Genomic DNA, 4,399 nt, shown 5'->3' with positions numbered 1-4,399 from the left:
GTCGTAGGGGTCCTCGATGGGGTCGCCGAGGCCGACCCATTCGCGTTCTGCCTGCAGGAAGACCTCGCGGGAGCGTCCGCCGGGGTGTCCGTGGGACCGGGCGCGGGGGCGGGTGTCGCGACGGGCTGACGGGGGTGCGTAGGCGTCGCGACCGGTGTCGGGCCTCCCGGTCGACGAACCGGACGCACCGGACGTGCTGAACGGACCGGCGCCGCTGCTGCTGAACGATCCGCGGGAGCCCGCGTCGTAGGCGCGGCGTGCTGCGGGCGTGCCGATGCGTTCCCAGGCGAGCTGGACGCGGCGGAAGTGCTGGGCGTCGCCGCCGAGGTCGGGGTGGGATTCGCGGGCGGCGCGCCGGTAGGCGCGGCGGAGCGCGTCGTCGTCGGCGGTCGCGGGGACGCCGAGGACTTCGTACGGGGTGGCGTCGGCCGGGCTGTCGGTCATGGCCCTGCGACATTACCCGAGGCAGGGTACGAGTCCGCCGCGTGGATGCTGGGGACGGCCTGGAGGTGCGGTGGAGCTGGCGAGGGAAGCTGCGGTCAGCGGCTGGTCGCCTCCACCACCCCGAACGCGACGGGCGCGTCGAGGAACCGCGCGTACCGGGCGGCGGCCGCCTCGAGCGCGCGCACCGATGCCGTGTCGAGTGCCGCGAAGGGTGTGACGGTGACGGCCACCCCGCTGGCGCGCTCGGTCCGCTTCCAGGTGCCGACAACCCGCCCGCGGACGACGGCCATCGGCAGGAACATGCCGTTGGAGCCCGGGACGACCCGGTCGGCGTGTGCGGGGTCGAGCTGGACGGAACGGTCGGCGTACCCGAGCAGGTACTCGTCGAACCCGGGCAGCAGGTGGCCGGTGGGTGTGCCACTGGTGGTGGGACGGTCGGCGAGCGCGAGCAGTCCGTCGCCGAGGTCCTCGACGGTGTCGCCGGCGGCGGCTCGGGCACGGCGGAGGTCGCCGAGCGGGAGCTTCGTCCAGCTGGCGGCGTCGGCCTCGGTGGCGGGGCCGCGGCCGCGCAGGTAGCCGAGCAGGACCCGGCGGAGTGCTTCGTCGCGGTCGGGGACCTCGGCGAGCGCCGGTGCCCACTCGTCGAGGAGCACGAGGCCCTGGCCGACGCGGGCGGTGGGCCCCCAGGCGACGAGTCCCTCTTGCGAGAGCTGCAGCAGCAGGTGGTAGCCGCGGCCGGCGGTGGGGTCGATGCCGGCGGCGCGGTACTCGTCGAAGAGTTCGTCGCGGACGAGGGCGCGGCCGCCGGACAGTGCGGCGACGGTGGTGTCCCGTGCTCGGGCGAGCAAGCGCTGGTCGATGCCGAGTTCGGTGGCGCGTCGGGCGATGCTGCGCAGGGTCCGTTCGGCGGTCAGGGAGAGCAGGAGCCGGAGGTCGTCGGGGCGCATGGCGTGCAGGGTGCCCCGCATCGGCCAGGAGCGGACGAGCTCGCCGCGGTCGAAAGCGGCGCGGACGTCGTCACGGGTGGCCCCGGGTGTGCGGACCCCGATGGCCCAGAGGACCTGGCCGAGGTCCTGCCCCTGCACGGCAGTCATCCGTTCGACGGCCGCGGTGGGACTGAGGCCGGGGACGGCGATCCCCTGCGCGGCGAGCCGCAGCGTGCGGAGCTGCGCAGGGGTCGGGGTCACGCGACGGCGGCGGCGATGGCGTCGGCGTGCTGCTCGATGTAGGCGACGTCGGCCCGGTACAGGTCGGCGTGCCCGTGCGCCAGGTCGCTGACGAACTTCGGGTTGCCGGCGGCGGCCTCGGTCTCCATGGTGGTGACCATCGCGACGAGGGACGCGGCCATCGTCTCGGCGAGGACGCTGCGGGAGCGGTCGTCGAGGTCGTAGGCGCGGCAGAACTCCGCGGCACGGGCGAGCCGGTCGTCGAGGTCCGGGGCCGTCATGCCCTCGACGGCGCCGGTGGTGAACGGGGCGAACCGGTACACGGCACTCGCGACGTCCCAGACCCGGGGGCCGGGGTGTGCGGTGTCGAAGTCGATGAGCCCCACGGCCTGGATGCCGTCGTAGACGCAGTTGTACGGGGCGAAGTCGCCGTGCACGATCGTCTCGACGGGGGTGCGTTCGGCCTGCGACCAGCAGTCGCGTGCCCCGTCACGCGGGAACGTGGTCGCGGCGTCGTGGAAGTGCCGGAGCAGCCGTGCGCTCGTGACGAGGGCGGCTTCGCTCGCGACGTCCTCGGTCCACGGGTACTCCCCCGCGACCCCGGGGACGAACGACACCGTCTCGAGGGTGTCGCCGTGCTCGATCGGTTCCGGTGCCGCGACGAACCCCTGTTCGTGCAGGTGTGCGAGCAGCCGGTGGACGGTCGGTGTCCACGGTCCGGCCGGGCGGTGGACTCGGTCGTCGGCCCTGGTGATCCGCTCCATGGGGAACCTCCTGTGTGTGCGTCTCCGTTGACGTCCGGCCAGCGTATCGACGTGTGCCGCCGCGTGTGACCCGGTGGTGTGAACAACACGTCACGTGACGGCATGCAGCGTTGCGTGCAAGGGCGTACGATCGTTCACCGTGGAGCAGCACACGACGACCCAGGCCGCATCCGACCGCGCGTACGACCACGTCAAGCGGGCGATCATCCGCGGCGACCTCCCGGGTGGGACCGCGATCAGCGAGAACGCCCTGTGCCAGGAGATCGGGGTGTCCCGCACCCCCGTGCACGAGGCCTTCCTGCGCCTGGCCGCCGAGGACCTGCTCACCCTGGAGTCCCGCAAGGGTGCGGTGGTGCGCCCGATGTCCCCGAACGAGGCGGCGGACGTACTGGAGATGCGCGAGGCGATCGAGGCCACGGCGGCGACCCGAGTCGTGACCGACGGCCGCGTGGCGGACGTCACCCCGGGCCTCCAGGCCATGCTGGCGGAGCAGGAGCAGGCGGTCGCGACGGGCGACGTCGACCGGTTCATCGAGGTCGACGCGGCGTTCCACGGTGCGGTGATCGGCGCGTCGCGGAACGCGATCGCGGTGCGCTTCGCACAGACGCTCCGTGACCGGCAGAACCGGCTCCGACACCAGCTGATGCGGGTGCAGCCGTCGCAGCTGCAGGCCTCGCTCGACGACCACCGAGCCCTCGCGGCAGCCCTGGCAGCAGGCGACTCGGCCCGCTACGCCGAGGTCCTGCACGCCCACGTCGCCTCGCACCGGGGTGCCCTGTGAGCGCGACGGGGAGCATCCCCACCACCGGCTCGCTGTCCGTCCCCTCGGCGCGCGTGATGCCCTGGGTCGCGGTGTGGGGCGCGGTGTTCGTCTGCTCGTGGGGCGGCAACCAGTTCTCGCCCCTGCTGCTCATGTACGAGGGCCGCGAGCACTACTCGTCGGTCGTCGTCAACGTCTTCCTGGGCGTCTACGTGCTCGGGCTCGCGCCGGCGCTGCTCGTCGCCGGGTCGCTGTCCGACCGGCACGGCCGCAAGCCCCTCATGCTCGCCGCCATCGTGTCCGCCGTCGTCGGCAGCGGACTGCTCGCGCTCGGACCGCTCGGCCCCGGGTTCCTGGCAGCCGGACGACTGTTCTCCGGCATCACCGTCGGCATCGCGATGGCCGTCGGCAACAGCTGGGTCAAGGAGCTGTCGCAGGGACGCTTCGACCCATCCGCCGACGCCGGGTCCGGTGCCCGCCGGGCCTCGCTGGCGTTCACGCTCGGTTCGGCCTCCGGCGCGCTGGTGGCCGGGCTCATCGCACAGTGGGGGCCGATCCCCGAGGTGCTGCCCTTCCTGGTCCACATCGTCGTCGCCCTGCCCTTCGCCGTCGTCGTCTGGCGCACCCCCGAGACCAACCGCTCCGGCGGGGTCCCCGGTCCGTGGTGGCGCCAGCTGCGGGTACCGAGCGCCGGGCACCGACGGTTCACCCGCGTGGTGCTCGTCACCGCCCCGTGGATCTTCGGCTCGGCGGCGATCGGGTACGGCTACCTGCCGACCCGGCTCACCGGAGCCACCGGCGCGTGGGGCCTGCTGTTCGCCACCGCCGCGACCGTCGTCGCCCTCGGGGTGTCCAGCGCGGTCCAACCGCTCGCGCGGCGCGTGCACTCGCTGACCTCGGCCCGCGGGCTCACGACGGCCCTCGCGTGCATGACCGCCGGCATCGCCGTGGTCGTCGTCGCGATCGAGCTGCAGTCCGTCGTGGTCGGACTCGTCGCGAACGTCGTCATCGGCGTCGGGATCGGGCTCGCCCTGGTGTCGTCGCTGCTCGAGGTGCAGCGGATCGCGGGGTCCCGCGACCTGGCCGGCCTCACCGGGGTGTTCTACGCGGCGGCGTACGCGGGGTTCCTGGCGCCAGCCGTGATCGCGGCGATCGCGAACGTCGTGGCGCTGCCGGTCGTCCTCTGGGTGATCGTCGGACTCGGTGTCGTGTCGTGGTGCGCGGTGCTCGTGTCGTCGCGGCGGTACCTGCCGACGGCGTAGGCG

5 protein-coding genes are annotated in these 4,399 nt (G+C 73.6%); 2 read left to right on the top strand and 3 right to left on the bottom strand.

Going from position 1 to position 4,399, the window contains the following annotated elements; translation table 11 throughout:
* The 3 genes from GVL05_RS20310 to GVL05_RS19605 form a co-directional block, all read right to left on the bottom strand.
* On the bottom strand, window positions 1-444 hold a 444-nt coding region (locus tag GVL05_RS20310; RefSeq protein WP_159574227.1), incomplete at its 3' end, for a DnaJ domain-containing protein.
* 95 nt (window positions 445-539) lie between these two features.
* The gene (locus GVL05_RS19610; RefSeq protein ID WP_159574226.1) at window positions 540-1,631 is read right to left on the bottom strand and encodes a winged helix DNA-binding domain-containing protein; all 1,092 of its coding nucleotides are present in this window, start codon (window positions 1,629-1,631) and stop codon (window positions 540-542) included.
* Window positions 1,628-2,374 (bottom strand): phosphotransferase enzyme family protein, encoded by a 747-nt coding sequence (locus GVL05_RS19605; RefSeq protein ID WP_123292443.1) that lies wholly within the window; start codon window positions 2,372-2,374, stop codon window positions 1,628-1,630. Before GVL05_RS19605 ends, GVL05_RS19610 begins: the two co-directional genes overlap by 4 nt.
* A gap of 139 nt (window positions 2,375-2,513) precedes the next feature.
* Between GVL05_RS19605 and GVL05_RS19600 the strand changes: the two genes are divergently transcribed.
* Together GVL05_RS19600 and GVL05_RS19595 are read left to right on the top strand one after the other, a co-directional pair.
* Window positions 2,514-3,155: a GntR family transcriptional regulator gene (locus GVL05_RS19600; RefSeq protein WP_123292442.1), complete on the top strand. Its 642-nt coding sequence runs from the start codon at window positions 2,514-2,516 to the stop codon at window positions 3,153-3,155.
* Window positions 3,152-4,396, top strand: a complete 1,245-nt coding sequence (locus GVL05_RS19595; protein WP_200849284.1) for an MFS transporter — start codon at window positions 3,152-3,154, stop codon at window positions 4,394-4,396. Before GVL05_RS19600 ends, GVL05_RS19595 begins: the two co-directional genes overlap by 4 nt.
* Window positions 4,397-4,399: the final 3 nt, after the last annotated feature.

This window comes from Curtobacterium sp. 18060, from assembly GCF_902706105.1.
In the GTDB taxonomy this organism is placed as follows: Bacteria; Actinomycetota; Actinomycetes; order Actinomycetales; family Microbacteriaceae; genus Curtobacterium.
Note: the sequence above shows the minus strand (reverse complement) of the source record. Positions and strands in the feature narration are given on the sequence as shown.

Bases quoted from the DNA above. Each gene is read 5' to 3' on its own strand.
- GVL05_RS19605 (WP_123292443.1), bottom strand. From the start codon at position 2,374: ATGGAGCGGATCACCAGGGCCGACGACCGAGTCCACCGCCCGGCCGGA.